The sequence below is a fragment of the Aeromonas sp. JL9 genome, from assembly GCF_024436075.1.
Lineage (GTDB): Bacteria > Pseudomonadota > Gammaproteobacteria > Enterobacterales > Aeromonadaceae > Aeromonas > Aeromonas veronii.
Window position 1 is genome coordinate 1 of the sequence record NZ_JANFNV010000026.1, and the last position, 24,611, is coordinate 24,611.

Consider the following 24,611-nt stretch of genomic DNA (forward strand, 5'->3'; position numbering starts at 1 on the left):
TGTCATTGAACACCTCAGGTCATGGTGGCGACTGTACCACCTAAAATGGTGTCCGGGATGATTAGACCACTACAAAACCACGCTACCGCCCCTGAATTTCAGCCTCCAGTTTGCTGCTTTTTACCTGCGATATGGCACTGGTTTGGCTCATGGCTGACTCCGACGAGGGGTTGCCAAGCGGCTATGTTACCGAACGGGGCTGGGGTGAAAAGCGCAAGCGGGCCGTTTCCTGAGCAAGATCAACAAATTAATCATTAATGGGTTTAAATGTGGTCGCCCAACCGCTTGGGCCCATTAGCGCAGAGGGAAATCGGACAGTGAAAGCGGGAGTCTCTCCCTCTTGTTGGCGGGCATTAAAAAACCCTATGAGCCCAAAGGCCCATAGGTTTTTTCTGCGGCGATTGTTTGGATTGTGGTTATCTCGCTTGGCGAGCCGGAACGGCGCGGGTGGTGGCCACTTCGTAGCGGCTTTGGCTTGTCGGAGCCCCCTTCTGGAACTGGCGTACCAGCCGGTCGAGATCGCTCAACTGGTTGACCAGCTGGGTGATGCCGTGCACGGCGTGCTGGCTGCCGACGCTGGAGTCATCGGCCAGGGTCTTGATGCTGAGCACGTTGCGGTTGATCTCGGCGGTGACGTGGAACTGCTCCTGCACCGCCTGGGCAATCTGGCCGCTGCCGGAGGCCACCTGCTGCAGCATATCGTTGATCTGCTGGAGTATGGTGCCGGTTGCCGAGGCTTTTTGCTGGCAGCTCTCGGAGAGTTGGCAGCCCTTCTCCATCGCTTGCTCAGCCTCGCCAGAGCTGTTTTGCAGCTCGGTGATCATCTTCTGGATCTCACTGGTCGAGGATTGGGTCTTGATGGCGAGGGTGCGGATCTCGTCGGCCACTACCGAGAAGCCGCGACCCGCTTCGCCAGCCCGGGCCGCTTCGATGGCGGCGTTGAGGGCCAGCAGGTTGGTCTGGTTGGCGATGTTGTTGATCACATCGAGGATGCCGTCGATATCGCGGCAGTGGCCGACCAGCGCACTGATCACGCTCTTGGAGGTGATAAGTTCGCTGTTCATGCCCGCCACGGCAGCCACGGTTTCGGCCACGCTACTGTTGCCGCTCTTGAACAGCACGGCCGTTTCATCCAGCAGGCTGGAGGAGTCAGTCGAGCTTTGTGACACCTCGCGAATGGATTCCGACATTTCGGTCACGGCGGTCGCTACCTGATTGGTTTCGGCCTGCTGTTGTTGCAGGTTGTCGGTGATGGATTCGGCGTTGCGCAGATCCCCCTCGGCGGCTTGCAGGATCTTGCTGCAGGTCTGTTGGGTGCGGGCCAGCACGGCGTTGAATTCGGCCTGATTCATCACCATCGAGAGTTCGATGGCGGCGATGTTGTCCACCTTGTTGGTGTAGAGCAGCTGCATCAGCGGGTTGTCAAAGCGGCTGCGGGCCATCTTGTTGAGCTTGCCGAGGCGGCGGGAGAGGGCATTCAGGGTGATGGCCGCTATCGCCAGCGGCAGGGCGACCAGCGCCAGTTGCCAGTTCATGTCGTGGTTGTAGCCCAGTGCAAACATGGCGAGCAGGCTCAGCAGCAGGCAGAGGTTGATGGTCAGGGTATGGGAGAAGGTGGGCAGCTTGAGCGCCAGCGGCAGCTTGTTGTTGCGAAGGTCGGCATAGACCTTCTCGGCCCGCTGTTTGATCTCCTCGCTCGGGGCGGTGCGCACCGACTGATACTCCACCACCCGGCCGCTGGCATCCTTGATGGGGGTGACAAAGGCGCTGACCCAGTAGTGGTCGCCACTCTTGCAACGGTTTTTCACTGGTCCCATCCAGCTCTTGCCTTCGCGGATATGGTTCCACAGATCGGCAAAGGCCTGTTTCGGCATGTCAGGATGACGCACCAGATTGTGATGTTCCCCCACCAGTTCGTCGAGCGAGAAGCCTGCTATCTCGCAGAACTCATCGTTGGCGTAGGTGATGCGGCTCTCCAGATCCGTGGTGGAGATCAGGCTCTGGTGGTCTGGATAGAGACGTTCTCTTTGGGTAACCGGTTGATTGATTCTCATGGCCTTGCTCCCGAGCTGTGATGGTTAAATTTTGATCTGCATCAAGACATGTGCAAGGGGCGGGCCAGCTGGCAAAAGCTAATGACTGATGTGTTATTAGGGCCGTTTTGGCAGGAAAAGAACGTTGCTGTTTGCAATATGCAATGGAGCAGACGGGGTGTGTCTTTGCGGCATCTGCAATTTGCAACCTATTCTGGTCAAGCCCATGAGCTGGGAGCCAGCAGCTTGATGCGAAGGAGCCACGAACCGACGGGGCATCAGCTGCCCCGCCAGAGATCAGGGGAGAGGGTCGGGAGCGGGTGAGGAGGGGGCGCTGACGAGCTGCATCACTTCAATCTGGATACCCTGCACCAGCACGGTTTTCAGATCTTGCAGGTACTCCTCCAGCGGCGACTCTTGCAGCAGCTGGGCGAGCTCGTTGCCCACCGGGGTGAGCCGGTAGTAGAGCAGGGTGATGTTGTTCTGCTTGCACTGCAGCCGCCAGCGCTGGTTGCCGAACTCCAGCTCGACCCCATCGGCGGGCAGCGGGCCTGACTCCAGCTCCGCGCGATGCAGCAGCCCCAGCTCAAACAGTTGCAGCAGGGCGTTGTAGGGCAGTCGGTATTTGCCAAGGCCAAGGCGCGTTGCCTTGGCGCGACTCAGCAGGCTGGCCCCCTTGTGCAGCCCCAGCAGCAGCCGTTGCTCGTCGCTGCCGGTGTAGTGGCAAGTCAGTGAACAGATGCGCTGGAACAGCTGGGCCTCGCGCTGGGTCATCTCTTTGAGGGTGGCGAGCGCCCGAATGGAGAAGCGGCCCGGCGTGGCGACTTCCAGCGCGAAGATCCGCCCCCACAGCTGCTGCATCGGCACCATGCTGATATCTTCCGCCAGTTGCAGAAAGCGGGTCAGCCAGTCGCTGTCCATCTCGCCGCCAGCCGCGGTCTCTTCACAGTGGCGGGAGGCCATCACCATGATGGCTTCCAGATTGCGCTGGCGGGCGGCCTGATCCGCCAGATGGCGAAAGGTGGCGCGCTGTTCGAAGGTGCTGTCGCTGTTGCGGGTGAGCATGCCGTCGATGCCGCGACTGCGGGCCAGACGCAGGGTCTGCTCCTGGCTGCTCAGGATCGAACTCTCTTTTTTCGGGGGGGGGAGGTCTGCCATGCTGACTCCATTCGCACAGGTTCTGGAGCTGAATGTTACTCCAACCGGGATGCCAAGATAACAAAGCGGCCTCCGTGGAGGCCGCTTTTTTTGCAACGGGAGTATTACTCCTCGTAGACGCTCACCTCGACCGCTTCCATCGAATAGGAGGCGGTGGCCATCTCGTGGCTGGAGCTGATCGTGCGCATCTTGCCCTTCACCCAGATGGCATCCCACAGGTCATCCACCGGCGCACCCTTGGGGTAGCTCACATAGATCACCTGATTGGTGGGGGGCGGCGGCACATGGATGCAGGCGCCGAAGTAGGGCACCAGCAGGAAGGCGGTGATCTTCTTGGCATCCCCTTCCAGCGGCACCACGAAGCCCGGAATGCGCACATCCTGGTTGTCCAGCTTCTTGTTTACCCCACCCACCGGTTGCGGAACCGACATGGGATCTTCGTGATTGACCTGGGGCGGTGGCAGCAGTTTCTCCCCTTCCGGGATCAGTACATCCCAGTCGATGGTCTTGTAATCGGCGGCCAGGGCGGGCAGCACCAGCAGGCTGGCGAGCAGCGCCACAATTTTCCACTTCATCATCTGTCCTTCTGTTTCTATTTTGGGCGTCTCGCTAGACGCGAATGCTCATGCCATCGCTCAGGCTGTAGCGGTAAGCGCGGGCAGCAGGGAGCAGGCCGATCACCATGCCTGCCAGCCAGACTACCCCCAGCAACTGCCACTCGTAGGTGCTCGGAAGCCCCAGGCTCAGTTGCAGGCCATAGTGGCTGAGCAGCCAGGGCGAGGCAAGCCCCTGCCCCAGATAGAGCACTGCGACCCCGAGAGCGATGCCGACCGTGGTCAGCGCCATGGCCTCCAGCGCCAGCAGCAGGAACAGGTGGGCAGGGCCCGCGCCGAGGGATCGCAAGATGGCGAGCTCCCGGCGCCGCTCGTTAAGCCCCGCCAGCAATGTGGTCAGCATGCCGATCAGGCCCGCTACCACCACGAAACCGGCGATGACCGAGAGAGCGGTTTCCGCCACGCTCATCAGGCTCCACAGCTCCTGCAGGGCGGCCCCCGGCAGGATCGCCATCAGCGGCTCTTTGGGATAGGTGTTGACGCTGCGTTGCAGCTGGAACGCCAGAATGCGGTTGCTCAGCCCCACCATAAAGGCGGTGATGGTTTTCGGGGTGAGATCCTGCGCCAGCGCCTGCTCCGGCGTCACGTTCTTGCTGTGGCGGCCGGTATCCCAGCCCAGATGGATCGCCTCAATCCCCGCCAGCGGCACATGGATGGTGCGATCGATGGGCGTACCGGTCGGCGCCAGAATACCCACCACCTTGAACGGCAGATTGTCGTGCTGGCTGAACGAGGTGTTGCCAGCACCGTGGGCGATGACGATGGATTGGTCGAGGTGATAGCCGAGCTTCTCGGCCACCTGGGCGCCAAGCACCGCTTCAAACGGCGTGTCGAACGGCCGACCTTCCCGCAGTTGCAGCGACTGTTGCTGACCGTACTTCAGGTGAGTGAAGTAGTCGCCATTGGTGCCGAGCACCCGAAATCCCTTGTGGGAGTCACCAAGGGAAAGCGGGATGGTCCAGGCGACGCCCGGTTTCTGCTTGATGGCCTGATAGGAGTCCCACCCCACGTTGTTGGTGGGGTTGCCGATGCGAAACACCGAGTAGAGCAGCAGGTTAACCTGGCCGGAGCGGGCGCCGACGATGAGATCGGTTCCCGAGACGGTGTTGGAGAAGCTTTCACGGGCCTGGGTGCGCACCCGCTCCACCCCGAGCAGCAGGGTGACGCTGATGGCGACGGCCAGCAGGGTGAGACCGGCGGTAAGGCGGCGGGCCCAGAGACTTTGCAGGGCTAGCTTTAGCATGATGCCCTCCGGTTGAGCTGTTGCAGGTTTTCGACCCGCGGGAACAGGGGTTCGAGATAAGGGTCGTGGCTGACGAAGATCAGAGTCGAGCCCCGCTTGTCGCACTCCTCGAACAACAGCTTGATAAAGGCCGCCCGGTTGTCGGTGTCGAGGGCCGAGGTGGGCTCGTCAGCGATCACCAGTGGCGGCGAGCCGATCAGCGCCCGTGCGGCAGCAACCCGCTGCTGCTGGCCGATGCTGAGGGCATGGACGGGACGATGCAGCGCGTCATCCGGCAGTTGCAGCTCCGCCAGCAGACGACGCGCCTCCTGCTCCGGACTCCCTTGCAGGCGGGCCCGTTTGGCGGGAGAGAAGGTGAGGGCAGCGGTCACGTTGTCCTGCACCGAGAGAAAGGGCAGCAGATTGAACTGCTGGAAGATATAACCCAGATTGGCCGCCCGGAAGTGGTCACGGGCACGGCCAGAGAGCCGGGCCAACGGTTGGCCCAGCACCTCCAGGGTGCCGTGGTTGGCGGTCTGGATCCCGGCCAGCAACCCGAGCAGGGTCGATTTGCCGGAGCCTGACGGCCCCTTGATAAAGACCCGCTCACCCTCGCGGATGGTGAGGGCGGGCAGATCGAGTACAGCGTCGCCACCTGGCCAGGCAAAGGCCAGATCGCGGATCTCAACCACGGCTTTTTTCATGGCGTTACCAGCTCAGCTTGTTGGCGGATGGGGTCAGCTCGCCAGCGGTCTGGCCGGTAGGCAGGATCCCCTGCACGCTCAGCTTCTCAAGGCTCGGATAGACGCTGAACAGGGTCGCCTCAAGGCCGGTCAGTTTGGCCGGTGTGGCGCAGGTGTAGGTGTACATGGCGCCCATATCGGCGTGACCTGCTTCGTCATGATCATGGTGGTGTTCATGTTCGTCGCTGGCAGCCTTGTCATGGTCATGGTCATGGTCATGGTCATGGTCATGGTCGTGATCATGCTCTTCTTTGGCAGCTTGCAGCTCCTGCTGGGTCAGTTTGCAGCCAGCGGCCGGGTCGAAGCGGAACAGGGCATCAGGCTGCTGGAGGCGGGCGACCGCCTTGGCATACTGCGCCTTCTCTTCATCGCTCTTGGCTGCGTGCTCGAAGCCCACCAGATCGGCAGCTGGGGCCTGCAGTTCGATCATCAACTGGTCGCCATCGACCACCAGATTGAGGTGGCCGTGGCCATGCTCGTGGGCGCCGTGGCTGTGGCTCTCGTGTTCGTCGTGATTGGCGTGTGCGCCAAAGGCCGCAGCGGCCAGCAACAGAGTAACTGCTTTCATCTTTAATCCTTTTTCAAAACAAATAGCGAAATTAAACAAAGGGATAGAGAAAAGCAGAGGCGGGCGGCGCACGGATGGCATAGCTGTGCAGCGTGGCGGTATCCGCCGAGCGTTGCATGGTTGCAACTGCGGGCAGAACAGAGGTCGAACCGGGGAAACAATAGGGTGTGGCGGTGATGACCTGCTTGCCATCCAGATGGAGGGCGCAAATCAGGCAGTGATGGTCATCGTGGCCGGGCAGGGCAGATTCAAACTGGTGCCGGGCAAGGGCAGGCTGCAGCCATAACCAGCCTAGCAGCAAGATCCAGATTTTCAGTTTGATACGACCCATAGACCCTTATGGAAAGGGCGCCATCAGCGCCCTTATCTCTCTGACTTAGAGATGGGACTTGATGAGCCCCATCACGGTAGCAATGTTGTTGGCATCGAGCTGGCCATCTTTGGCAAACAGCACCTTGCCCTCTTTATCCAGCAGGATGATCGCCGAGCTTTCCGGCGTCAGATCCCAGGCGTTGCGCGCCATGCCCTTGGCATCCAGCACCATGGCGGACCATGGGAACTCTTTCTTGCTGTCCTCGGCACTGCTCTTCACGAAGCCGGAGGTGCCCCAGATGGCGTCATTGCTGTTGATGACGGTAACGGTCTGGTACTTGTCTTGCGGCAGTTTGGCGGCCTTGATCGCCTCGATCATCGGGGCGTTCAGCTCCTTGGCACTGGAGCGACCGGCAATATGCTGGATCAGAAACACCTTGCCGGTGAGCGAGGTGCTCTGCCACGGCTGGTAGCCGATATCCTTGCCGTTCAGTACCAGCTCGCCCTTGTCGCTGACATTGACCAGAGGCACCGGGTTGCCATCCTTGAAGTTGTGAGCAAAGACCAGAGATGGCAGCAGCGCCAAAGTAAGTACGAGATGTTTCATCCTGATGACACTCCATTTGTTATGTTATAACGAGTTTCGGATTGAGGGAATGGGCGAGCTTCATCCTAAACTGATCGGATCTGTTTAAAAAGTGTTAAATAAGATCGCAATTCAGAAGCGTCGGCGCCCCGCCAGTCAGGAGGTTGGCTGGCAAGGGCGGCTAGGATGGCATGACATCGATAAAAATCAATGAATTGGCTGCTGGTCTGAGCTGTCTGCGTCAGTAGAGCGACTCGCTGATGAGGGGGATCTTGGCCATGGTCATCTGCTGGGCCAGCAGGGATGAGCCGGTCAGCAGCACATGACGCTGATTGTTGATCACCACCACATCACCGGGTACGCCACTGTCTGCCGTAATGGCCAGCCAGGCAGGGGAGACGCTGCCGATACTGATATCCGGATAGATGATGCTGAGCACATATTGCGGGGCCAGCTCTGCCAGCAGGCTGGCCATCAGCAGCGCCTTCTCGTCGCTGTCGGCCTTGTTATCCTGCAGTGCCTGTAGCGGCGGCGCGAAGTGATCCAGCTGCTCCGGCTGGGTGGGGATGGCGTTCAGCCACTCCTGCAGCAGGCTGACGCTGGTGGCGAGATCCTTGGCCGCAAATTGCTGCGCCAGCGGCTTGAGGTGCCCTTTGAAGTGGTAGAAGATCTGGGAGTAATCGGGTCGCACGCAAGGCAGTTTGCGATTGGCCGGATGGACGCAGGGGATCACCCTCATCTGGTAGAAGGCATCCTCCTGATACTGCTGGTAGGCTTGCCAGAACAGCAGCGACTCCATGCTGTCGTCCCGCAGGGTGAAGGCCTGCTCCAGATTGCGAAATTTGGTAGCGGTCTCTGGGCTGCTCTGATTGATCAGGTTGATGCTGTTGTAGAGCCGCGGGCTGATGTAGGCGTAAAGGGTCTCCAGCGGATTGGTGAGAGAGGCCTTCAGCAGGCTCATCTCGTGGCGACTGGCGGCCATCACCTGATCGTCGGTGGTCAGCTGGAAGTGCTTGCGCTGGCCATCGGTGGATTGCCACTGCCAGCTCATGTTGATCTCGCTGGCGTTGCTTGTAGCACCAAGGGTGGTGCAGAGAGTGAGGCTGAGCAACAGCGCGGGGGTCAGCTTCATGGTGGTGCTTCCTGCCGTGGACGATAATTAACAACTAGGTGAGCCGGCACCACTTTGGTGATGTTTCGTTTTGTGATCTGGATAACAGATTGATGTGACTTTTAATTTAATTGTGAAATTAAGTCACTCTGGAGGGGTTATGAAGCCTTGGATCATAGTGCTGTTTGGGCTGCTCAGCCTGCCAGCCATGGCGGGTCAGGTGATCGTCAACAAGGGGATGTCCGTTGCGGATACCTTTGCCCTGCGCGATCAGCTGGCGCGCGAACACGAATGGCAGGAGTGGCTGCGCTTCCAGCAGGCCATCAAGTGGCTGGAGGTATTGCCGGTCAACTGCGAACTGATGAGCCAGCCGGGCGGCGGCTATCGCTGTGGCGGTGATTACTATCGTCCCTACCAGAAAGATGGTCGTGAAATATACATTCAGGGCAATCCTGCTGGAGATGCAGCCGGTCAGCTGCCGCAAATACCGACAAAAAAGGCGCCATAAGGCGCCTTTCTCATTCTGGGTGACGCTTACTTGGCAGCGTAACGCTCGGCAGAGGTCTTGATCTCGGCTTCGGCAGCGGCCTTGTCGCCCCAACCTTCCACCTTGACCCATTTGCCCGCTTCCAGCTCTTTGTAGCGCTCGAAGAAGTGCTGGATCTGGGCTTTCAGCAGTTCCGGCAGATCGTTCACATCCTGGATGTGGTCGTACTGCTTGGTCAGCTTGGAGTGCGGTACAGCAACGATCTTGGCATCTTCGCCAGATTCGTCGGTCATCTTCAGCACGCCAACCGGACGGCAGCGAATGACGGAACCGGCCAGCAGCGGGTAGGGGGTCGGAACCAGTACGTCGACGGGGTCACCATCCAGAGAGAGAGTCGCGTTCACGTAGCCGTAGTTGCACGGATAGAACATCGGGGTAGACATGAAGCGATCGACGAAAATAGCACCGCTGTCCTTGTCGACTTCGTATTTGATCGGGTCGGCATTCTGCGGGATTTCGATGATGACATAGATATCGTCGGGCAGGCTCTTGCCGGCCGGTACCAGGTTCAGGCTCATGATAATTCCTTCGTTGTTAGTATCAGGTTTGCAGGCCGATATTATAGCGATGTGATGTTAAATGACCATATTTCAGCGGCTATCGCTAACAAAGAAGGGGGGATGTTTCCGCTTTGCGGCGTTTTGATGTGTGCGGGATGCAACAAAACTGCTGTTTTGATGCCCTGCCGCTGACCTTGGTCATCGGCAGGGCATGTGGAGCTGCGAGCAAAGGGGGTCAGAGCGAGTAGGGGAGTCTCGACTCATTGACCAGTCGCGACAGGGCTGTCACTACATGAGGGTCAAACTGGGTGCCGGAGCGGGACTGGATATACTCCATGGTCTGCGTCAGCGTCCAGGGCTTCTTGTAGGGGCGCTTGCTGAGCAGGGCATCGAACACATCGACCACCGCCACAATCCGCGCTGACAGCGGGATCTGCTGGCCAGCCAGCTGCTGCGGGTAGCCCTTGCCATCGAAGTGCTCATGGTGGCCCCGAGCGATTTCGGCCCCCAGCGAGAGGTAGCTGGTTCCCTCCACCATTTCGCCAGCCTTGTGCAGGATATTGGCGCCGATACCGGCGTGCTGCTCCATGATGGCCCGCTCTTCCGGGTCGAAACGACCGGGCTTGTGCAGGATATGATCCGGGGTGCCCACCTTGCCCACATCGTGCAGGATGGAGGCCATGCCGATCATCTCGACAAACTCCGGGGTTAGCTGCTCGGGATAGGCCGCCATCTGCTTCAATTCGGCCACGATGGCATCCGAGAGCTTCTGCACCCGCAAGACATGCTCGCCGGTATCGGAGTCGCGAAACTCTGCCAGCGCCGCCAGTGCCACCACGGTGGCCTCCTGGGCGCGCAGTAACTGGTTGTAGAGATAGAGGTTGTCGTAGGCCGCCGAGATGCGCTGACAGAAGACATCCAGCAGGTCGCACTCGAGGGGATCGAGGGGCTGGGTTGGGGTAAAACTCAACACGAACTCGCGACCATTCTGGGCGGCGATATAGAGGGAGTCCTGCGGGTGTTCAAAGCGGTTGCAGCGCGCCGCCAGTGCCTTCAGGACCGAGTCATTGAGGGTGGGAAAGTCGGTGATCTTGCCGTCATCCAGCAGAGTCTCGTAGTCGCCGGTGGCGGCGAGGATCTCCAGCCCCTGTTCGCCGGGACGGCGCTCGGCGCAGATAGCCCCTTCGGTGCCCACATCGAGAATGGCGCTGATCTGTTTCAGCACGCCGGAGGCAAACTCCTTGAGTGAATGAAGATGGTAGAGATCGCCCGCCCCTTCGAGAATTTTGCCGAGCCCCTGGCGGCTCTTGTCGATGGCGCTGAGGGTTTCGTATGAACGCAGGGATGCGATGACAGTGGTGTAGAGCTTTTGTACCGTCAGCTCGGTCTTGGTCTTGTAGTCGTTGATGTCGTAATCGAGGATCACCCGCTGCTCGGGGGCTTGGCCGGGTTGGCCGGTACGCAGCACGATCCGCACCAGTGAGTTATGCATTTCGTTGCGGATCCGGTGCACCAGCCGCAGACCAGCGTCTTCGGTCTCCATCACCACATCGAGCAGTATCAGCGCAATCCTGGGATTGGCCTCCAGCATGCGGCCAGCTTCGGCGCCGCTGTAGGCATTGAGCAGCTCCAGCGGACGGGATTTGTAGTGAATGTTGGAGAGGGCCAGGCGGGTGGCATGATGGATATCCGGCTCATCATCCACGATCAGCACTTGCCATGGGTTGAGTGCCTTGGGGACCACGACCTCCTCATCATCGAGTTCGATGATGTCGTCGTCCAGCAAGATATCGTCCTTGTCTTGGGCACTGCTCATATCGGTTACGCCTCCGGCGCTCAATGAGTATGTGAACAGTATGCACGATCACATCCGCTCGGATCATCAGGATAAGCAGATATCGTGAGCTGGCTCCGCCTCTTTATCGCTACTCAAAAGGTTCCAGATACCCCTGGATCGACTTCTTCAACCAGGCCAACACCTTGCCGTGATAGGCGTTTTCCGCCAGATAGACCCCGTAATCTCGCCACTGCAGGCTGAACTTGTGTTTCAGGGTCAGCAGGGAGCCTTGTCGTAGCTGACTCTGGATCAGAGGCGAGGGGAGCACTGCCCAGCCCAGCCCGTCCAGCACCGCATTGCGCATCAACTCGAAGCTGGAGAGACCGATATGCTGCCCTCCCACAGGTAGCAGGCTTTTTACAGAAAATTCATCTACATACGAGAGGGTAACCTGGGTGTGATCGGTCAGATCCTGCTGTTTGACCCGCTTCAGTCCGGCCAGCGGATGGCTGGGCGCCACCACCATCAGGGTGCGGATCGGGTTGAGCACGTCGATATTGAGGCCGCTGCGCTCCTGATCTTCGGTAATAAGGCCAAAGGCGGCATCAACGAACCCCTCTTCCACCAGCGCCGGCAGTTCGGGTGGGGAGGCGAGCACTAGCGAGATACTGGTACCGGGAAACTGATTGTGCAGGCTGGCCAGCATCTCGCGCCACACCGGCTCGGGAATGGCGTCATCGCGGGCAACCCGCAGCGCCACTTCGGCCCCCGAGGCGTAATGTTTGCACTTCTGCTGCAGGCTGTTGGCTGCCTGCAGCAGGCGAGTGCAATCATCAAGCACCAGCTCGCCGATCTCGGTCAGGCGACTCTGATTGGCTCCTCGTTCAAAAAGTTCGACGCCAAGCTCAACTTCCAGCGCCGCGATGGCGGTGCTGACGGCGCTGCGGCTTTTGCCGAGGCGACGGGCAGTGTTGGCAATAGAGCCACTATTGGCGGACTCTACAAAGAGTTCTATCTGATATAGCTTCATGTTTTACAGGCGATGGCGGAGTTTTTCACTATCACCTTAGCGTGTCGAACCAAGGCAAGGCAAACCTGTGGCGTCGGAATAATCGACGCTGAGCGATTGTCGCGAGTTGCTTCTCCCCGTTTACCATCTCTCCCGTCGAAGCAACAAAGGCATCTTATATGTTATTAAGTCGCATGTTTCTGGCCCGGCTGTTTTTGACCGGTGCCATCGTGACCGAGGTCGCCGGTACCTCCAGCATGGCCATGATCCCCGAGCAGGGAGCTGGCTGGATGAATTACATCCCGATGTGGTTGTTGATCGGTTTCTCGTACTGGTTGCTGGCGAAAGCCGCCAAAACAATCTCCATTGGTATTGCGTTTGCGCTCTGGGAGGGGCTCGGGATCACCTTGATCACCATAGTGTCGGTCATGTTCCTTGGTTACGATGTGACCGTTCAGGAGCTGATTGGCCTTGCTCTCGCGATAGTGGGGATTGTTATGGTGACCATGGGGGAGACCCATGATGAGCCTGCAGACAAGTCAGTAGAAGCGGAGGCCACAGCATGAGTCCGTTTGTGATTGTATTGGGTGCCGCACTGATCGATATCGGCGCCAACATGGCCATCAACCGCTCCAAGGGTTTTCGTTACAAGGGGTGGGGATTCCTGGGGATCATGCTGGTACTCGGCGCCTTTACCCTGCTCTCGGAAGCGGTAAGTGGCGGCCAGATTGACCTGGCTGTTGCCTACGCCACCTGGGGGGCTATCGGCATCGTCGGTACGGCGCTGGGCGGTTTGCTCTTCTTCGGTGAGCGGCTCAAGCCCATCGGCTGGGCTGGCATGATGGTGATGGCGCTGGCGGTCGTTATGTTGACTACCGCCTGATAACCTGAAGCAATAAGAAAAGCCGCCCGGTTGCAACCGAGCGGCTTTTTGTTTGGCCGACTGTTTGACCGACTCAGGCTAAGCGCGGCGCTTCGTAGAGCTCCAGCGGCAGGCCGTCGGGGTCGGCGAAGAAGGTAAAGCGCTTGCCGGTCAGCTCGTCCACCCGCACCGGCTCTACCTCGACCCGATTGGTCAGCAGGTGGGCGATGACCCGGTCAAGGTCGCTGACCCGAAAGGCGAGATGGCGCAGGCCGCACGCCTCGGGCCTGGAGGGGCGCTCGGGAGGCGAGGGGAAGCTGAACAGCTCCAGCTGGCTGCCGTCCGGCAGGGCCAGATCCAGTTTCCATGACTGGCGCGCTTCGCGCAGGGTCTCGGCGATGATGGGCAGCCCCAGCACCTCGTGGTAGAAGTGGCGCGAGCGTGGGTAATCGCTGGCGATGATGGCCACATGGTGGATGGCGTCAAACAGCGGAAAGGTCATGGTGTTTCCTTGTCAGCAGCATAGTGAACGGGCAGCCTGCTCTGCCCGTGTCGTTGATCTAGTTGAAGAAACCGCCGAACCAGTCATCCAGCGCACTGCGCGGCGATGCACTGCTGGCGCAACCGGCCGGGGAGCCCATGGTGGAGGCTTTGGCCGGCACCTGCAGGCTGCCCGGGCAGTCGCTGGTGACGCGGGTGCCGCTGGCGCGGGAGAAGTTGGCCCAGGTGACCCCTTCCGGCATCTTCAATCCCAGACTGTTGACGCCGCGCTGGCTCATGTAGCCGCTAAAGAGCTGCAGAGCACCGCTGGCACCGGTCAAGCCCGCCGGGGTGTTGTCGTCGCGACCGACCCAGATACTGACCAGCTCGTTGTTGTCCATCCCGGCAAACCAGGAGTCGCGCAGCTCGTTGGTGGTGCCTGTCTTGGCCGCCATGGTGGCGCCCGGGAACTTGGCGCTGAGGGCGCGGGCCGTGCCCTGACTCACCGTCTTGGTCATGGCGAACAGGGTCAGCCAGCTTGCCTGCTGGTCGGTGACCCGCTTGGCGGTCTGATCATGCTGATAGAGCAGGCTGCCATCACCGTTGACTACGGCGCGAATGGCCGACAGCGGCTGGGTCAGTCCTTGATTGGCGATGGGCAGATACATCTGGTTCACCTCCAGCGGGGAGAGGGCCACCGCCCCCAGCACCAGCGACGGGTAGGGCTGGATCTCCTGCTGGACTCCCAGCTTGTGCAGGGTGTCGACAACCTTCTCCAGCCCCACTTGCAGACCCAGATTGACGGTCGGCACGTTGAGGGAGCTGGCCAATGCATCCATCAGCGGCACGCTCTGGCGGAACTTGCGATCGTAGTTTTGCGGCGTCCAGACCTGGCCATCCTGACCGCGAATGCGGATCGGCTGATCTTTGAGCGGGGTCGCGAGCGTCAGACCGTTGGAGAGACCGGTGAGGTAGACCGCCGGTTTCACCAGCGAACCGATCTGGCGGCGGGCATCCAGCGCCCGGTTGAACCCGGCGTAGCGGGGATCGCGGCCACCCACCAGCGCCACCACTTCGCCCTTGTGCCAGTCGGAGACCACCATGGCCGCCTCCAGCTTCTTCTTGCCGCGCAGTTTTTCGATATCGGCGAGGCCCGATTCGACCGCTCGCTCGGCCGCGTGCTGGGCGATGGGGTCGAGGCTGGTGAAGATCTTGAGGCCAGACTGCTTGAGCAGATCGGCGCCGAAGCGGCTCTGGATCTCTCGCTTGAGCAGTCCCATAAAGGCCGGGGTACGGCCATAACTCATCTGGCCGCGGGCGATGATGCCCAGGGGCTGGCGGCTGGCCAGCTCATATTCGGCCTGGGTCAGGCTGCCGTGATCCATCAGCAGCTTCAGCACCAGATCACGGCGGGTCTTGGCCCGCTCCGGGAAGCGCCATGGGTCGTAATAGGAGGGGCCTTTCACCAGACCGACCAGCAGGGCGACCTGATCGATATCCAGCTCGTTGACCGGAATGCCGAAGTAGAAGTAGGAGGCAAGCCCGAAGCCGTAGACCCCTTGCGAGAAGTTCTGCCCCAGATAGACCTCGTTGAGGTAGGACTCCAGGATTTCGTCCTTGCTGTAGCGATAGTCGATCAGCACCGCCATATAGGCTTCCTGCAGTTTGCGCCACAGGCTGCGTTCACGGGTCAGGAAGAAGTTCTTGGCCAGCTGCTGGGTCAGGGTACTGCCCCCCTGCACGGTACGACCCGCGATCAGGTTGGCGAACATGGCGCGCATGATGGCCACCGGCGAGACGCCGCCATGCTGGTAGAAGTCGCGATCTTCGGTGGTGAGCAGGGTCACCAGCAGGCTGTCGGGCACTTCGGCGATGCGCACCAGCAGGCGATCTTCCCGATCTTCGGTGTTGAGGCGATCGAGCAGCACCGGGTCCATCTGGGCGTAACCGAGCTGGCGCTGGTTCTCCAGCGACTGGATCCCCTCAAGGCGCGGGCCGTTGAAGGTGAGGCGCAGGCCACGGGCTCCATCGGCGCCATCATAGAACTCGAACGGACGGCGAATAAGCTCGATGCGGTTGCCGTTGATGGTGTATTCACCCGGCGTGTGAGGCTGGCGCACCTGCTTGTAGCTCAGCATGTTGAGCTCGCGCAGCATCTGGTCCCGCGACAGGCGCTGACTTGGGTAGAGCTCCAGCGGGCGGCTGTAGACCATCACCGGCAGCTGCCACTTCTCGCCATCGAAGCGCTCGCGCACCTTGGTATCGAGGTAGATGCCAAACACCACCATAAAGGCCGCCACCACCAGGGAGAGCTTGAAGCCAAGCCAGAACAGCTTGCGCCAGATGGTGCGTTTGGGCGCTGCCTTCTTGGGGGCACGCTTGCGTCGTTGGGTTGCCATAAATCCTCTTTGCTTTCCTTTCTACTTGTTATGTCGCATTCGCGAACGTCCGAGCGGGATTAACCCATCGAACCTAGATGCCCATCTTCTTTTTGGTGACCCTGGTCGGCATCGCCTCCAGTGGATTATCCGGCCAGTAGTGGCGGGGATAGCGCCCCTTCATCTCTTTTTTCACCTGCTCGTAAGAGCCAGCCCAGAAGGCGGCCAGATCGGCGGTGATCTGCAGCGGTCGCTGGGCGGGGGAGAGAAGCTCCACTACCAGCGGCACCCGGCCATCGGCCACGCAGGGGGTCGAACCTTGCCCGAACATCTCCTGAATGCGCACCGGGATCACCGGTGCCTGCCCCGGTTGATAGCGGATCCGCACCCGGCTGCCGGTGGGCGCCGCAAAGTGGCTCGGCAGTGCCTCGTCCAGCCGTTTGGGCAGTGGCCAGGGCAGAGATTGGCGCAGGATGTCGCTCATATTGAGCCTCTTCAGCTGCTCCAGCCGGGTCATGCCGCTCACCGCTGGCAGCAGCCACTGTTCCAGCGTGGCCAGCAAATTTTCCTCATCCATCGCGGGCCACCCCTCATCGGGCAGCCAGTCGCGGGCGCAGCGCAGACGGGCCAGCAGCCCTTCGCTGCTCTCGTCCCACGGCAGCACATGCAGCCCCTTGCGGCGAATGCCTTGCAGCAGGCAGCGCCCTTTCTGCTCGTCAGAGAGTTCGGTCAGCGGTCGCTGGCTCAGCACCAGCTCGCCGATCACCTGCTGGCGTTCGGCGCGCACCCGCTCTTCCCGTTCATCCCAGTCGAACCACTGCCGTTCGCTCACCAGTTCCGGCAGCAGGCGTACCAGCTCGTCAAGATCGACCGGTTCGGCGATAAAAATGCGGCTACCGCGCTCGTTCTGCCCCATCTCGATGGCGATAAGGGCCCCTTGTCCCTGACAGGGATGACCTTCTACCAGATCGCAGCTCACCCCACCACTGAGTTGATAGCGACTGCCGCTGCGCAGTTTGCCGATGCGATCCGGCCAGGCGAGGGCACAGAGTAGCCCCAGCCACTGACCCTGCGCAGTGGCTGGGCGGGCGCCAAGCCGCTCAAACCAGCGGGCCGCCCCCTGACGCAGGGCACTTTGACGGCGGTGGAACAGCACAGAGAGGCGCTCCGATCCTCGCAGATCTTCTTCCAGCAACGCCACCAGATATGCGGCATCGGCGACAATCCCTGTCAGACCCTCGGACTCCAGCTCGCGGGCGCGCAGCAGCATGCGGGCGAGCCGGGGATGGGTACCGAAGGCGGCCATGGCGCGGCCAGCGGCAGTGAGTTGTTGCTCACCCTCCGGCTTCATGGCGCCAAGAGCCACCAGCAGCTGCTGGGCGCTGGCCACCGCCGCGGCGGGGGGCATGTCCAGCAGCGGCAGATCTTCCACCTTTGCTCCCCACTGGGCGGCATCTATCAGCAGGCCGGTCAGCTCCTGAGTGAGGATGTCGGGTGGGCTCTGCTCGGCGAGCCGCTCCTGCACCTCGCTGCTCCAGAGCCGATAGCAGACACCGGGGCCGAGACGGCCAGCACGCCCTGCCCGCTGGGTGGCGGAGGATTTGGCTATCTGGCGGGTCTCCAGTCGGGTGACGCCGCTTTTCAGATCGAACGATGCCCGTCGCTCCAGCCCGCTGTCGATCACCACCGAAATCCCCTCGATGGTGAGGGAGGTCTCCGCCACATTGGTGGTGAGCACCAGCTTACGGCGGCCAGCAGGCGCCGGCTCGATGGCCGCTTGCTGGGCCGCCATGTCGAGGCGACCGTAGAGGGGGGCGAGGGTTACGTCGTCCGGCAGTTTGTCTGCCAACCATTGTGCCAGTCGCTCGATCTCCCCCTGTCCCGGCAGAAAGACCAGCAGGCTGCCATCTTGCTCGGCCAGCGCTTCGAGTACCACGGCGCCGACCTGCGGCTCCAGCCACTGCTGGCGGTTGGCGGGGCGGTAGTGGTAGTCGATGGGAAAACCGCGCCCCTCGGAGCGAACCACAGGGGCATCCGGCAACAAGGTCTCGAGTGCCATGCCATCCAAGGTGGCGGACATCACCAAGAGCTTGAGGTCATCGCGCAGCCCTTGCTGGCTCTCGATGGCGAAGGCCAGCGCGGTATCGGCGTGCAGACTACGTTCGTGGAACTCATCGAAGATCACCAGCGAGACGCCGGTGAGCTCGGGATCCTGCTGCAACATCCGGGTCAGTACCCCTTCGGTGACGATCTCGAGCCGGGTTGCTGCGCTGGTGCGGCTCTCGCCACGCACTCGCAGGCCGATGCGCTCGCCCACCTTCTCCCCCAGTTGGCGCGCCAGAAAAGTGGCGATATTGCGCGCCGCAAGGCGCCGTGGCTCCAGCATGATGATGCGGCCGGGTAGCCGGTTCTGACGCACCAGCTCCAGCGGCAGCAGGGTCGATTTGCCCGCGCCGGGCGGCGCCTGCAGGATCACGCTGGTGTGGCTGTCGAGGGCGGCAAAGAGTTCGGGCAATACCGAAACGATGGGGAGCTGGGACAAAGCGATGAGCACCTTCTGTGGCAACCGGTAAAACGGCGCCTATTCTGCCACAGCCGCCCGTGCCACCGTGAGTGGATGTGCGCAGATGGCCACTCGGGCGGGAGGCTGGCGAGACATGGCCGGATGGCTGCCATAGAATGGGCTCATCCAATGAGCGTGAAAAAGGCATTATCACCACATGGCCAAACTCTTCTTTGCCCTGCCCGTCAAGGAGCTCGCCCCCGAGCTCATCGCCTGGCGCGATCAGCAGCCCTGGCCCGGTCAGCCGGTGCCGCAAGCCAATCTTCACCTGACCCTCGCCTTCCTCGGTGAAGCGGACGAGTTGACCACCCGCCGCCTGATCGCCGCCGTAGAGCGTCAGCACTGTCCGCCGCTCTCCATCAGGCTGGATGAGACCGGCTGGTTCAGCCGGGCCAAGGCTGCCTGGATTGGCCCGAAGGAGTGGCCCAACGAGCTGACCGTGCTGGCGAAGGCGCTGCGCCGCCACGGCGAGAAGCTGCGCCTTGGCAATGGCGAGCAGGGTTATCGCCCCCATGTCACCCTGTCGCGCAAGGCGGGTGAGGCTCCGGCCATCCTGCCTGCCCCAAATTTTCTGCTGCAGGCCGATGAGTTCTGCCTCTATCAATCCATCTCGACCCCGGACGGGGTGCGCTACGAGCCGCTTGCCTGCTGGCCGCTACGCGCCCGGGTAAAAGAAGATGCGCGGAGGGCTAACCCGTGATCTTTGATCCCCCCCTGCAATCGGGCCAGCTGGTGGCCCGCTACAAGCGCTTTCTGACCGATGTGCAACTCGATAACGGCGAGGTCATCACCATCCACTGCGCCAATACCGGTGCCATGACCGGTTGTGCCGATCCGGGCACCCGGGTCTGGTACTCCACCTCCGATAACCCCAAGCGCAAGCTGCCCAACAGCTGGGAGATCGCCGAGAGCCCGGCGGGCCACTTTATCTGCGTCAACACGGCGCGCGCCAACCAGATTGCCCGGGAGCTGATCGAGCAGGAGGCCATCGCTCCGCTGGCGGGGTACAGCCGGTTGCGCACCGAGGTGAAGTATGGCGAAGAGAACAGTCGCATCGATCTGTTGCTGGAAGATGACAAAAAGGGAAATTGTTACATCGAGGTAAAATCGGTCACCCTGCTCGACGAGCGGGAGGAGGCTGGCATGGGCTACTTCCCCGATGCGGTCACTGCCCGTGGTGCCAAGCATTTGCGCGAGTTGATGGCGATGAAAGCGGCAGGCCACAGGGCCGTGCTGCTCTTTATGGTGTTGCACTCCGGAATAAGGCGGATGCGCCCTGCAACCCATATAGATCCGCACTATAGTCTGCTAATTGAGCAGGCAATCGCGGCGGGGGTTGAAATTTTATGCTATCGGCCCCATGTTGGGGTGCAAGGCATGGTGGCTCAAGGGTTTATCCCGTTTGAATCTGGTCACCTGTTACCCGAGGGGAGTGCATAAATATTGGAGTGGGTAACATTATTGGTACGGCTCGTTTGCTTACCCGTTACCCTTCTGCTATAGATGTCGCCCTCAATTTATGGATGGCACGGGTAGCGTGCTGAATTAGGAGACAGGGCATGCCAACAGGCGAAAACAGGAAATCTCTGGGCCCCCTGGCCATTGCGGGTGTCGCGCCTTACCAGGAAAAGCCGGGTGAGGAGTACATGAATGACCAACAAAAGGCGCATTTTCGCAAGATCCTGGGTGCCTGGCGCAACCAACTGATGCAGGAAGTTGATCGTACCGTCGACCATATGAAAGACGAGGCTGCCAACTTCCCGGATCCTGTGGATCGTGCCGCGCAAGAAGAAGAGTTCGCTCTTGAACTGCGTACCCGCGACCGTGAACGCAAGCTGATCAAGAAGATCGAGAAGACCTTGCAGCTGCTTGAAGACGATGATTTCGGTTACTGCGAACACTGCGGTATCGAGATCGGTATCCGTCGTCTGGAAGCCCGTCCGACTGCCGACCTCTGTGTCGATTGCAAGACGCTGGCCGAGATCAAGGAAAAACAGATGGCCGGTTGATCACGACCCTCTGGTATATGAAAAAGGGAGCTCGCGGGCTCCCTTTTTTATTGAGCTTTTGGCGGTCGCGCCCCAGAATGCAGCCTCAATGAATCGCTTACCCGAACAGTCATGCCAGTGAATCTCCTGTCCTCACCCCTTGCGCGCCCCTATGTCGGCCGCTTTGCTCCCTCACCCTCAGGCCCGCTTCATTTCGGTTCGCTGATCGCCGCCCTCGGCAGCTTTTTGCAGGCCAGAGCGCAGCAGGGACGCTGGCTGGTGCGCATCGAAGATATCGATCCGCCGCGGGAGATGGCGGGGGCGGCCGACCTTATTCTCAAAACCCTTGAGGCATATGGCCTCGAGTGGGATGGGGAGGTGATGTTCCAGAGCGCGCGCCACGGCCGTTATGACGAGATCATCGACCAGCTCTATCGGGCGGGGGATCTCTACTGGTGCCGTTGCACCCGGCGCGAAATTATGGCCGCGGGCGGTCTCTACAGCGGCCACTGCCGCACCCTCGGGCTTGCGGCCGAAGGTTGCGCTGCCCGGCTGCGCCAGCACCATCCGGTCTACCACTTCGACGATCGCTTGCAGGGCCATATCGCGGTCCCGGCGGCGCTCGCCGAGGAGGATTTCATTATCCGCCGCCGCGACGGGCTCTACGCCTACAACCTGGCGGTGGTGGTGGATGATATGGACAGCGGTATCACCGAGATAGTGCGCGGCGCCGATCTGCTGGAGCCCACGGTGCGCCAGATTGCCCTTTATCAGACCCTGGGGGCTCCGGTGCCCGACTGGGTGCACCTGCCGCTGGCGGTGCTGGCAGATGGCAACAAGCTCTCCAAGCAGAACCATGCGCCGGCCCTGGTGCTCGATGAGGTGCGCCCGGCCCTGTGGCAGGCGCTGCACTTCCTCGGCCAGTGCCCGCCGCCCGAGCTGATGGTGAGCCGGATCGACGAGATCATCGAATGGGGCATCGCGAACTGGCAGCTCGAACGGGTGCCAGCCTGCGAGAAGATCCCGCTGGACATTGAGTAAAGAGAGCCGGTTTTCGTGTAATAGGACGTGAGCTGGGCGCTGATAGACCGCTATTTTCGCTGACAGACGGTTTCATGCGGGATCAATTGTCAGCACGGTTTTTCATTTGGTCAGGTGTGAGCTATGTGCAGATTGACCGCTATTTTCGCTGGCAGACGGTTTCATGCGGGATCAATTGTCAGCACGGTTTTTCATTTGGTTAGGCGTGAGCTATGCGCAGGTAGACCGCTATTTTTTGGCCCGGTTTGATTCAAATGAGCTGAAGTAGCCACATGGTTTTTCATTTGTGCAGGCGTGAGCTATGATAGGCCGCTATTTTTTGGCCTCCCGTCAATTTAGAAGTCATGAAGAGGTGTACCATTTTTTCCCAGATCGCAAACTTTTGCCGCAAGGTGCTCGGCAAGGATGAGGGCGAGCAGTCGGCGGAGTCCCCCATTCCGGCCCGTGTTGCCGGACAACGTCGAACCCTGAGTCGTGACCAGCACCCGATTTCGCGCAAAGAGATCAGCGAGAATGCACTCAAGGTGCTCTATCGCCTGAACAAGGGCGGCTACGAAGCCTACCTGGTCGGCGGCGGAGTCCGGGATCTGCTGCTCGGGAAGACGCCCAAGGATTTCGACATCGCCACCGATGCGACGCCGGAGCAGATCAAGGCACTGTTCAGCAACTGCCGCCTGATTGGCCGTCGTTTCCGCCTGGCCCACATTGTCTTTGGTCGTGACGTGATCGAAGTGGCCACCTTCCGCGGTCACCACCATCAGGTCAATACCAGCAAACATGTGTCGGCCCAGTCCGATGAAGGGATGCTGCTGCGCGACAACGTCTACGGCACCATCGAAGAGGATGCCGAGCGCCGTGACTTTACCGTCAACGCCCTCTACTACAGCGCCAAGGATTTCACCCTGCACGATTTCGAAGGCGGGCTGGAAGATTTGGCCGAGCGCAAGCTGGAGCTGATTGGCGATCCCGAAACCCGCTACCGCGAAGATCCGGTGCGGATGCTGCGCGCCGTGCGTTTCGCCGCCAAGCTCGATATGACCATCAGCCCGCGCACTGCCGCCCCCATCAGGGAGCTGGCGCCGCTGCTGCAGGATATTCCGGCGGCCCGCCTGTTTGAGGAGACCCTCAAGCTGTTCCTGGCTGGCGATGCCCTGACTACCTACAAGCTGCTGCGCGAGTACGGCCTGTTCCAGCAGCTCTTCCCGCAAGTGGCTGCGCTGTTTACCCCGCACGGCAATTCGCCTTACGAGCAGTTTATCGAGCAGGCGCTGATCGATACCGACACTCGCGTTCGTGAAGATAAACGCGTCACCCCCGCCTTCCTCTACGCCACCCTGCTGTGGGGCTGCGTCGAGGCCCGTGGTCGGGTGCTGGAGAACGAGAGCGGCCTGCCCTGGTATGACGCCTTCATGCTGGCGATCAACGAGGTGCTCGACAATCAGGTGCGGATCATCGCCGTTCCCCGCCGTTTCACCACAGATGTCCGCGACATCTGGGCACTGCAACAGCGCCTGACCCGCCGTCAGGGCAAGCACCCCGAGCGCGCCATGGAGCACCCCAAGTTCCGCGCGGCGTTCGACTTCCTGTTGCTGCGCAACCGGGTCGAGCGCGGTCTCGGCGAGCTGGCCAGCTGGTGGGAGCGCTATGTCGCTTCCAATCCGGATGTGCGCCCGCAGCTGCAACGGGAAGCGACCCGTCGCCCGGCCAGCGGTGAGAGCCGTAGCCACGATGGCGAGAAGCGCAGCAGCAACAGCCGCAATCGTCGCCGCCCGCGCCGTCGCAAGCCGAAAGCGGCCGAGTGATCACAGACGTGATGACCGAGGTCTTCATCGCCATTGGTTCCAACCTGTCTGATCCATTGGGTCAGGCTCGTCGCGCGGTCGCCGCGCTGGCGACCTTGCCGGAATCAGTGCTGGTGCAGGCCTCGTCGTTTTACAGCAGCCGCCCCATGGGGCCTGCTGATCAGCCGGACTACGTCAATGCCGTGGCCCGGCTCAACACCCGGCTGACGCCGCTGGCGCTGCTGGATCAACTACAAAAAATCGAGCTGGAACAGGGACGTGTGCGCAAAGAGGAGCGGTGGGGGCCCAGAACTCTGGATCTCGATCTGCTGCTCTTTGGCGATCAGGTGATCAACCACGAGCGCCTGATCGTTCCCCATTACGGCATGAAGGAGCGGGAGTTCGTGCTGCTGCCCCTGGCCGAAATCGCGCCCGCTCTGGTGCTGCCCTGCGGCACCCCGCTCGCACAACTGGTTGCCCGCTGCCCGAGCAATGATCTCGCCATCATTGCGCCGAGTGCAGACGTACAGGAGCCTTTATGAGCAAGATCACCACCGCCAGCCTGCTGAAGATGAAGCAGGATGGTCAAAAGTTCACCGCCATCACCGCCTATGATGCCACTTTTGCCAAGTTGTTCGACGACGAGGGGGCCCATGTGCTGCTCATCGGCGATTCGCTGGGCATGGTGCTGCAAGGGGGTCAGGATACCCTGGCGGTCAACATGGATGAGATGGTCTATCACACCCGCTGTGTGGCTCGCGGTGCCAGCAATGCGCTGATCATCGCCGACATGCCCTTCATGAGTTACGCCACCCCCGAGCAGACTTACCAGAACGCCGCCCGCCTGATGGCAGCCGGTGCTCGCATGGTCAAGATGGAAGGGGGCGACTGGCTCTGCGACTCCATCCGCCATCTCACCCGCAACGGGGTGCCGGTATGCGGTCACCTCGGCCTCACTCCGCAATCCGTCCACGTCTTTGGCGGCTTCAAGGTGCAGGGGCGCGACGAGTTTCAGGCCCAGGAGATCTACCGTCAGGCCCTCGAACTGCAGGCGGCCGGTATCCAGCTGCTGGTGCTCGAGTGTGTGCCGAGCTCGCTGGCCGAGCGGATCAGCAAGGCGCTGCGCATCCCGGTGATCGGCATCGGTGCCGGCCCTGCGACCGACGGTCAGATTCTGGTGATGCACGACGCCTTTGGCGTCACCTCCGGCTATGTGCCCAAGTTCACCAAGAACTTCCTGGCCGAGACCGGCGACGTGCGCGCCGCCGTGCGCCTCTATGTGCAGCAGGTGAGCGAGGGGAGTTTCCCCGGCCCGGAACACTGCTTCAACTGATGTGA

General features: G+C 61.0%; 25 protein-coding genes. 10 read left to right on the forward strand and 15 right to left on the reverse strand.

From position 1 onward, the window contains the following. Positions 1-416: 416 nt before the first annotated feature. From NOM06_RS16140 to NOM06_RS16180, 9 genes are all read right to left on the reverse strand, one after another. Positions 417-2,054: a PAS domain-containing methyl-accepting chemotaxis protein gene (locus NOM06_RS16140; protein WP_255912343.1), complete on the reverse strand. Its 1,638-nt coding sequence runs from the start codon at positions 2,052-2,054 to the stop codon at positions 417-419. 276 nt (positions 2,055-2,330) lie between these two features. Next, the gene (locus tag NOM06_RS16145) at positions 2,331-3,191 is read right to left on the reverse strand and encodes a TIGR03899 family protein (RefSeq protein WP_151287401.1); all 861 of its coding nucleotides are present in this window, start codon (positions 3,189-3,191) and stop codon (positions 2,331-2,333) included. A gap of 104 nt (positions 3,192-3,295) precedes the next feature. Beyond that, the gene (locus NOM06_RS16150) at positions 3,296-3,769 is read right to left on the reverse strand and encodes a DUF3299 domain-containing protein (RefSeq protein WP_159164292.1); all 474 of its coding nucleotides are present in this window, start codon (positions 3,767-3,769) and stop codon (positions 3,296-3,298) included. A gap of 31 nt (positions 3,770-3,800) precedes the next feature. Then, positions 3,801-5,048 carry an ABC transporter permease gene (locus tag NOM06_RS16155; RefSeq protein ID WP_043821722.1) on the reverse strand — a complete coding sequence of 416 codons (1,248 nt, stop codon included), beginning with the start codon at positions 5,046-5,048 and terminating at the stop codon, positions 3,801-3,803. Next, on the reverse strand, positions 5,042-5,731 hold the full coding sequence (locus NOM06_RS16160) for an ABC transporter ATP-binding protein (protein ID WP_255912344.1): 690 nt from the start codon (positions 5,729-5,731) through the stop codon (positions 5,042-5,044). Before NOM06_RS16160 ends, NOM06_RS16155 begins: the two co-directional genes overlap by 7 nt. A 4-nt stretch (positions 5,732-5,735) precedes the next feature. Further along, positions 5,736-6,338, reverse strand: a complete 603-nt coding sequence (locus NOM06_RS16165; protein WP_108612589.1) for a DUF2796 domain-containing protein — start codon at positions 6,336-6,338, stop codon at positions 5,736-5,738. Positions 6,339-6,369: 31 nt separating this feature from the next. Further along, a complete protein-coding gene (locus NOM06_RS16170) occupies positions 6,370-6,669 on the reverse strand; it encodes a DUF2607 family protein (protein ID WP_201978535.1) in 300 nt (99 codons plus the stop codon). Positions 6,670-6,714: 45 nt separating this feature from the next. Then, positions 6,715-7,257: a YtfJ family protein gene (locus tag NOM06_RS16175; RefSeq protein ID WP_005343253.1), complete on the reverse strand. Its 543-nt coding sequence runs from the start codon at positions 7,255-7,257 to the stop codon at positions 6,715-6,717. A 220-nt stretch (positions 7,258-7,477) separates the two neighbouring features. Next, positions 7,478-8,368 (reverse strand): hypothetical protein, encoded by an 891-nt coding sequence (locus tag NOM06_RS16180; protein ID WP_255912346.1) that lies wholly within the window; start codon positions 8,366-8,368, stop codon positions 7,478-7,480. Positions 8,369-8,507: 139 nt separating this feature from the next. On the opposite strand from NOM06_RS16180, the gene NOM06_RS16185 reads away from it, so the two are divergent. Then, entirely contained in the window at positions 8,508-8,855 is a 348-nt protein-coding gene (locus tag NOM06_RS16185; RefSeq protein WP_255912347.1) for a hypothetical protein, read from the forward strand. Positions 8,856-8,881: 26 nt separating this feature from the next. On the opposite strand, the gene ppa is transcribed toward NOM06_RS16185, so the two are convergent. The 3 genes from ppa to NOM06_RS16200 form a co-directional block, all read right to left on the reverse strand. Continuing rightward, on the reverse strand, positions 8,882-9,412 hold the full coding sequence (ppa, locus tag NOM06_RS16190; protein ID WP_005335667.1) for an inorganic diphosphatase: 531 nt from the start codon (positions 9,410-9,412) through the stop codon (positions 8,882-8,884). Positions 9,413-9,629: 217 nt separating this feature from the next. Continuing rightward, complete coding sequence (locus NOM06_RS16195) at positions 9,630-11,210, reverse strand: DUF3369 domain-containing protein (RefSeq protein WP_255912348.1); 1,581 nt, start codon at positions 11,208-11,210, stop codon at positions 9,630-9,632. Between the two features lie 109 nt (positions 11,211-11,319). Beyond that, a complete protein-coding gene (locus NOM06_RS16200; protein ID WP_005354677.1) occupies positions 11,320-12,201 on the reverse strand; it encodes a LysR family transcriptional regulator in 882 nt (293 codons plus the stop codon). Positions 12,202-12,359: 158 nt separating this feature from the next. On the opposite strand from NOM06_RS16200, the gene NOM06_RS16205 reads away from it, so the two are divergent. Beyond that, entirely contained in the window at positions 12,360-12,746 is a 387-nt protein-coding gene (locus tag NOM06_RS16205) for a multidrug efflux SMR transporter (protein WP_005335660.1), read from the forward strand. Beyond that, positions 12,743-13,063, forward strand: coding sequence for an SMR family transporter (locus tag NOM06_RS16210; RefSeq protein WP_005335659.1), 321 nt, complete (start codon positions 12,743-12,745; stop codon positions 13,061-13,063). The genes NOM06_RS16205 and NOM06_RS16210 overlap by 4 nt, the downstream gene beginning before the upstream one ends. A gap of 73 nt (positions 13,064-13,136) precedes the next feature. On the opposite strand, the gene NOM06_RS16215 is transcribed toward NOM06_RS16210, so the two are convergent. From NOM06_RS16215 to hrpB, 3 genes are all read right to left on the reverse strand, one after another. Next, positions 13,137-13,544, reverse strand: coding sequence for a VOC family protein (locus tag NOM06_RS16215; RefSeq protein WP_255912349.1), 408 nt, complete (start codon positions 13,542-13,544; stop codon positions 13,137-13,139). A 58-nt stretch (positions 13,545-13,602) separates the two neighbouring features. Beyond that, positions 13,603-15,921, reverse strand: a complete 2,319-nt coding sequence (gene mrcB, locus NOM06_RS16220; RefSeq protein WP_005335656.1) for a penicillin-binding protein 1B — start codon at positions 15,919-15,921, stop codon at positions 13,603-13,605. A 73-nt stretch (positions 15,922-15,994) separates the two neighbouring features. Beyond that, complete coding sequence (gene hrpB / locus NOM06_RS16225; protein WP_255912350.1) at positions 15,995-18,442, reverse strand: ATP-dependent helicase HrpB; 2,448 nt, start codon at positions 18,440-18,442, stop codon at positions 15,995-15,997. Positions 18,443-18,620: 178 nt separating this feature from the next. On the opposite strand from hrpB, the gene thpR reads away from it, so the two are divergent. From thpR to panB, 7 genes are all read left to right on the forward strand, one after another. Further along, positions 18,621-19,163, forward strand: a complete 543-nt coding sequence (gene thpR / locus NOM06_RS16230; RefSeq protein WP_058059669.1) for an RNA 2',3'-cyclic phosphodiesterase — start codon at positions 18,621-18,623, stop codon at positions 19,161-19,163. Beyond that, positions 19,160-19,903: a DNA/RNA nuclease SfsA gene (gene sfsA, locus NOM06_RS16235; protein ID WP_158112805.1), complete on the forward strand. Its 744-nt coding sequence runs from the start codon at positions 19,160-19,162 to the stop codon at positions 19,901-19,903. The genes thpR and sfsA overlap by 4 nt, the downstream gene beginning before the upstream one ends. A 119-nt stretch (positions 19,904-20,022) precedes the next feature. Further along, positions 20,023-20,472, forward strand: coding sequence for an RNA polymerase-binding protein DksA (dksA, locus tag NOM06_RS16240; RefSeq protein WP_005335644.1), 450 nt, complete (start codon positions 20,023-20,025; stop codon positions 20,470-20,472). A gap of 111 nt (positions 20,473-20,583) precedes the next feature. Continuing rightward, the gene (gene gluQRS / locus NOM06_RS16245; RefSeq protein ID WP_255912351.1) at positions 20,584-21,492 is read left to right on the forward strand and encodes a tRNA glutamyl-Q(34) synthetase GluQRS; all 909 of its coding nucleotides are present in this window, start codon (positions 20,584-20,586) and stop codon (positions 21,490-21,492) included. A gap of 344 nt (positions 21,493-21,836) precedes the next feature. Beyond that, positions 21,837-23,294 carry a polynucleotide adenylyltransferase PcnB gene (gene pcnB, locus NOM06_RS16250; RefSeq protein ID WP_255912352.1) on the forward strand — a complete coding sequence of 486 codons (1,458 nt, stop codon included), beginning with the start codon at positions 21,837-21,839 and terminating at the stop codon, positions 23,292-23,294. A gap of 11 nt (positions 23,295-23,305) precedes the next feature. Further along, positions 23,306-23,815, forward strand: coding sequence for a 2-amino-4-hydroxy-6-hydroxymethyldihydropteridine diphosphokinase (gene folK / locus NOM06_RS16255; RefSeq protein WP_043849918.1), 510 nt, complete (start codon positions 23,306-23,308; stop codon positions 23,813-23,815). Continuing rightward, on the forward strand, positions 23,812-24,606 hold the full coding sequence (gene panB / locus NOM06_RS16260; RefSeq protein ID WP_041210224.1) for a 3-methyl-2-oxobutanoate hydroxymethyltransferase: 795 nt from the start codon (positions 23,812-23,814) through the stop codon (positions 24,604-24,606). The genes folK and panB overlap by 4 nt, the downstream gene beginning before the upstream one ends. The last annotated feature ends 5 nt before the right edge of the window (positions 24,607-24,611 follow it).

What these genes read in the sequence shown, in the direction of transcription:
- NOM06_RS16140 (WP_255912343.1), bottom strand. Translation starts at nt 2,054, where the DNA reads ATGAGAATCAATCAACCGGTTACCCAAAGAGAACGTCTCTATCCAGAC.
- NOM06_RS16145 (WP_151287401.1), bottom strand. Translation starts at nt 3,191, where the DNA reads ATGGCAGACCTCCCCCCCCCGAAAAAAGAGAGTTCGATCCTGAGCAGC.
- NOM06_RS16150 (WP_159164292.1), bottom strand. Translation starts at nt 3,769, where the DNA reads ATGATGAAGTGGAAAATTGTGGCGCTGCTCGCCAGCCTGCTGGTGCTG.
- NOM06_RS16155 (WP_043821722.1), bottom strand. Translation starts at nt 5,048, where the DNA reads ATGCTAAAGCTAGCCCTGCAAAGTCTCTGGGCCCGCCGCCTTACCGCC.
- NOM06_RS16160 (WP_255912344.1), bottom strand. Translation starts at nt 5,731, where the DNA reads ATGAAAAAAGCCGTGGTTGAGATCCGCGATCTGGCCTTTGCCTGGCCA.
- NOM06_RS16165 (WP_108612589.1), bottom strand. Translation starts at nt 6,338, where the DNA reads ATGAAAGCAGTTACTCTGTTGCTGGCCGCTGCGGCCTTTGGCGCACAC.
- NOM06_RS16170 (WP_201978535.1), bottom strand. Translation starts at nt 6,669, where the DNA reads ATGGGTCGTATCAAACTGAAAATCTGGATCTTGCTGCTAGGCTGGTTA.
- NOM06_RS16175 (WP_005343253.1), bottom strand. Translation starts at nt 7,257, where the DNA reads ATGAAACATCTCGTACTTACTTTGGCGCTGCTGCCATCTCTGGTCTTT.
- NOM06_RS16180 (WP_255912346.1), bottom strand. Translation starts at nt 8,368, where the DNA reads ATGAAGCTGACCCCCGCGCTGTTGCTCAGCCTCACTCTCTGCACCACC.
- NOM06_RS16185 (WP_255912347.1), top strand. Translation starts at nt 8,508, where the DNA reads ATGAAGCCTTGGATCATAGTGCTGTTTGGGCTGCTCAGCCTGCCAGCC.
- ppa (WP_005335667.1), bottom strand. Translation starts at nt 9,412, where the DNA reads ATGAGCCTGAACCTGGTACCGGCCGGCAAGAGCCTGCCCGACGATATC.
- NOM06_RS16195 (WP_255912348.1), bottom strand. Translation starts at nt 11,210, where the DNA reads ATGAGCAGTGCCCAAGACAAGGACGATATCTTGCTGGACGACGACATC.
- NOM06_RS16200 (WP_005354677.1), bottom strand. Translation starts at nt 12,201, where the DNA reads ATGAAGCTATATCAGATAGAACTCTTTGTAGAGTCCGCCAATAGTGGC.
- NOM06_RS16205 (WP_005335660.1), top strand. Translation starts at nt 12,360, where the DNA reads ATGTTATTAAGTCGCATGTTTCTGGCCCGGCTGTTTTTGACCGGTGCC.
- NOM06_RS16210 (WP_005335659.1), top strand. Translation starts at nt 12,743, where the DNA reads ATGAGTCCGTTTGTGATTGTATTGGGTGCCGCACTGATCGATATCGGC.
- NOM06_RS16215 (WP_255912349.1), bottom strand. Translation starts at nt 13,544, where the DNA reads ATGACCTTTCCGCTGTTTGACGCCATCCACCATGTGGCCATCATCGCC.
- mrcB (WP_005335656.1), bottom strand. Translation starts at nt 15,921, where the DNA reads ATGGCAACCCAACGACGCAAGCGTGCCCCCAAGAAGGCAGCGCCCAAA.
- thpR (WP_058059669.1), top strand. Translation starts at nt 18,621, where the DNA reads ATGGCCAAACTCTTCTTTGCCCTGCCCGTCAAGGAGCTCGCCCCCGAG.
- dksA (WP_005335644.1), top strand. Translation starts at nt 20,023, where the DNA reads ATGCCAACAGGCGAAAACAGGAAATCTCTGGGCCCCCTGGCCATTGCG.
- gluQRS (WP_255912351.1), top strand. Translation starts at nt 20,584, where the DNA reads ATGCCAGTGAATCTCCTGTCCTCACCCCTTGCGCGCCCCTATGTCGGC.
- pcnB (WP_255912352.1), top strand. Translation starts at nt 21,837, where the DNA reads ATGAAGAGGTGTACCATTTTTTCCCAGATCGCAAACTTTTGCCGCAAG.
- folK (WP_043849918.1), top strand. Translation starts at nt 23,306, where the DNA reads ATGACCGAGGTCTTCATCGCCATTGGTTCCAACCTGTCTGATCCATTG.
- panB (WP_041210224.1), top strand. Translation starts at nt 23,812, where the DNA reads ATGAGCAAGATCACCACCGCCAGCCTGCTGAAGATGAAGCAGGATGGT.